We start from the raw sequence: 2,040 nt of genomic DNA, 5'->3' as shown, positions 1-2,040 counted from the left end.
TGGCCGTGGGCATCGTCGGCGCGTTCTTCGGCGTGCTGGCGTAAGGGCCCGGCTGCATAGATTTTCGTTGCAACCTGGAAAGGGGATGGAGCAGGCCTATGCCCTCCATCCCCTTTTTGTATAGAAGGAGTTCGTATGTTCGCGAAGGATCGCGAAGCAATGCGCCTGACGCCGGCAGAGGTCAGGCTGATTCTTATTGAGTCCCTGCAGTGGTGCGCCAACAACGCGGTCTACTTTTTGGGGCTTATCGGTGCGGCCACGTATGATCTGGCCGGCACGGCCTTTTTGGTTGCTGCCATTACGCTCGTGCGCAATCTTATGACGTCGGCGGGCAATATGGTGTCGGGCTCGGTCATCGATCGCTTTGGACCGCGCCGGACGTCGTTTGTGACGTGCGTGATTACGGCAGTGCTATCGCTTGGCGTGGGGTTAGCGCCGTTGTCTGTCCCCGGGCTTGTGTTTGCCGCGTGCGTCTTGGGACTTGCGGGCGGCTTTATCAACACCTGCACGCATGCGTTTCCGGGATACCTGGAGTCGACCACCGAGGGCCGTACCCGCGTGAACGGTCTCATGGTGTTCTACAGCAATATCGCCTATACCGCTGGCCCGCTGCTCGGTGGTGCCATCGTGAGCTGTTTTGCCACGCAATCGGTCTATCTGCTCATGGCGGGCATGATGGGTGTGGCGGCCGTGCTCTCCTTGGGCTGTCACGAGTGCGTTGCTCCCGCAAAAGGGGAGAAGCCGAAGGGCGGTATTCTGGGTGGCATGGCCGAGGGTGCGCGACTTACGTTTCGCGACCACGACCTGCGTCTCATCTTTATCTCGGGCTTTTTGGGTTTCTTTGCGTTTGGCGCGTTCGATTCGCTGGAGTCGTTGTTCTACCGTGATGTGCTCAACGTGGATATCGTCTGGCTGGGCTGGCTGTCCTCGGTCGTGGGCCTTACTTCCTCGGTGGGCGCGTTCATCCTGACCAAGCTTTCTGCTCGCCATGTCAACCTGCGATTGCTGCTCGGCGCGCTCATGGCCGTGGGCATTGGGTCCATGGTGTACGTGGGCACCGATATGCTGGGGGTCGCGATTATCGGTCAGGCGATTAACGGTCTAGCCTGGGGGTTCCTGGAACCGCTGCAGATGATCTTGATTCAGGAGCGCGCCGACATCAAATACCTGGGGCGCATTACCGGCTTTGTGCGTTTTGGCCTGATGAGCGCCGGCGTGCTGCCGCTGCTGGCGGCTCCGTTTTTGGCGGAGGCTTTGGGCGTCCAGGCGGTGCTGTTTGGGGCATCGACCATTATTGCGCTGGTAGGAACGCTGTTCTTTGTCACACGAGGGAGGCGTCGGCGGTGTTAGCTATACATTCAATTCTAATTTAATACCACTCACCAGAGAATTTCGACCGTTCACCGAGGATTGGAGCAGATTGAAAAGTGGTATTAAAAGCACGTTAGGTGTATGTCTATAATTGGTATCGAAAAGAAACGCGATGTATAGATTCGCGTGCAGGACAGAAAGGAAAAGCCATGAAGGAAACCGAGAAGATCGAGATCATGCACTTTAGCCAGGAGGGCTACGTCGAGGACGGCAAGAACGTCTACGAGGCCGGCAAGAAGATGACCGCGCTCGCCGACAAGGTCGCCGACGAGGGCTACGACGCCGTGTTCCTGATGGGCGTCGGCGGCACCTGGGACGAGCTCATGCAGCTCGAGTACCTCATGAACAAGTTCGGCGACCGCGACCTCGAGGTCTACCTGATCCACGCCGCCGAGTGGAACGTCATGGGCCACAAGCGCATGACCGAGAAGTCCGTCGTGCTCACCGCCTCCGAGTCCGGCACCACCCCCGAGGTCCTCGAGGCCGTCAAGAAGATGAAGGAAAAGGGCATCCGTGTCTACGCCATGACCAAGCCCGAGGGCCCCATCGGCCAGGCTGTGGGTGCCGAGAACTGCGTCAAGATGGCTTCCGATCATGGCAATGGCGGCTGCGAGATGGGCTACTACCTCGCCGACTGCTTCGGCCTGCGCCTGCTCAACCGCCGCGGCT

General features: G+C 59.1%; 1 protein-coding gene and 1 pseudogene. Both read left to right on the top strand.

From position 1 onward, the window contains the following. The first annotated feature begins 135 nt into the window (after positions 1-135). Entirely contained in the window at positions 136-1,350 is a 1,215-nt protein-coding gene (locus DWV32_RS09960; protein WP_187361864.1) for an MFS transporter, read from the top strand. Between the two features lie 170 nt (positions 1,351-1,520). Beyond that, a pseudogene (locus DWV32_RS09955) lies at positions 1,521-2,040 on the top strand (SIS domain-containing protein); the annotation flags it as partial.

Origin of the sequence: Collinsella sp. AF04-24 (genome assembly GCF_003465685.1) — a bacterium.
Lineage (GTDB): Bacteria > Actinomycetota > Coriobacteriia > Coriobacteriales > Coriobacteriaceae > Collinsella > Collinsella aerofaciens_AP.
The sequence above is the reverse complement of the archived record's forward strand: the minus strand, read 5'-3'. Positions and strand labels throughout refer to the sequence as shown.